The sequence below is a fragment of the Microbulbifer donghaiensis genome, from assembly GCF_900129095.1.
In the GTDB taxonomy this organism is placed as follows: Bacteria; Pseudomonadota; Gammaproteobacteria; order Pseudomonadales; family Cellvibrionaceae; genus Microbulbifer; species Microbulbifer donghaiensis.
Map to the genome: position 1 here is coordinate 1 of NZ_FQVA01000014.1, position 1,625 is coordinate 1,625.

The 1,625-nt window shown below is 49.8% G+C and carries 1 rRNA gene; it reads left to right on the forward strand.

The features are described from left to right. Nucleotides 1-359: 359 nt before the first annotated feature. A 23S ribosomal RNA gene (locus tag BUC36_RS18520) occupies nucleotides 360-1,625 on the forward strand; the annotation flags it as partial.

Consider the following 1,625-nt stretch of genomic DNA (forward strand, 5'->3'; position numbering starts at 1 on the left):
ATCAGAAATCTGGGTTCTTGAGTTATCTCGAGGTTTGAGAATAAGAGTCCAGCTTTCTGATTTTTACATCAGATGTTCTTTAACAAGGTAAAACAATTTGTAGTAATACACTGCAAGGCGAGGTTAAGTACTAACAATACTTAACATCAATATTGTGTGTCTCTCAAGCACACAATCCGGTGTTTGAACACTACCCGTGTTCGAACAGTAACTCGCACAGTCAGTGTGCTTTAGGCAAGGCGCGCGATGAGTGAGGGAAGGAGCTTACATTAGTAAGTGACTGACTGAACGAAGAGCAGCAACGCAGCATAAAGTGCAGTGACGAAGCGAGAAGTCGTTAGTAGTCGTTTGTGTTGTATGGTCAAGCGACTAAGCGTATACGGTGGATGCCTTGGCAGCTGGAGGCGATGAAGGACGTAGGAGCCTGCGAAAAGTCTAGGGGAGCTGGCACACAAGCTTTGATCCTGGAATGTCCGAATGGGGAAACCCACCTCTTAGGAGGTATCGCATACTGAATACATAGGTATGCGAGGCGAACCCGGGGAACTGAAACATCTAAGTACCCGGAGGAAAAGAAATCAACCGAGATTCCCTGAGTAGCGGCGAGCGAAAGGGGATTAGCCCTTAAGCTCTTTATGTTTTAGTGGAAGGTTCTGGAAAGTACCGCGATACAGGGTGATAGCCCCGTACACGAAAAGGCATTTAGAGTGAAATCGAGTAGGTCGGGACACGTGTTATCTTGACTGAATATGGGGGGACCATCCTCCAAGGCTAAATACTCCCAGCTGACCGATAGTGAACCAGTACCGTGAGGGAAAGGCGAAAAGAACCCCGGAGAGGGGAGTGAAATAGAACCTGAAACCGTATACGTACAAGCAGTAGGAGCCCTTCGGGGTGACTGCGTACCTTTTGTATAATGGGTCAGCGACTTATTGTCTGTAGCAAGGTTAACCGCATAGGGGAGCCGTAGAGAAATCGAGTCTTAATAGGGCGTTTAGTTGCAGGCAATAGACCCGAAACCCGGCGATCTATCCATGGGCAGGTTGAAGGTTGAGTAACATCAACTGGAGGACCGAACCCACTAATGTTGAAAAATTAGGGGATGACCTGTGGATCGGAGTGAAAGGCTAATCAAGCCGGGAGATAGCTGGTTCTCCTCGAAAGCTATTTAGGTAGCGCCTCGCGTCTCACCCTCGGGGGTAGAGCACTGTTTGGGCTAGGGGGTCATCCCGACTTACCAACCCCATGCAAACTCCGAATACCGAGGAGTGCAATCGCGGGAGACACACGGCGGGTGCTAACGTCCGTCGTGGAAAGGGAAACAACCCAGACCGCCAGCTAAGGTCCCAAATACCAGTTAAGTGGGAAACGATGTGGGAAGGCCCAGACAGCTAGGAGGTTGGCTTAGAAGCAGCCATCCTTTAAAGAAAGCGTAATAGCTCACTAGTCGAGTCGGCCTGCGCGGAAGATATACCGGGGCTCAAACTGGTAACCGAAGCTGCGGATGCTCTTAGGAGCATGGTAGAGGAGCGTTCTGTAAGCCGTTGAAGGTGAACCGGGAGGTTTGCTGGAGGTATCAGAAGTGCGAATGCTGACATGAGTAACGACAAGGGGGGTGAAAAACC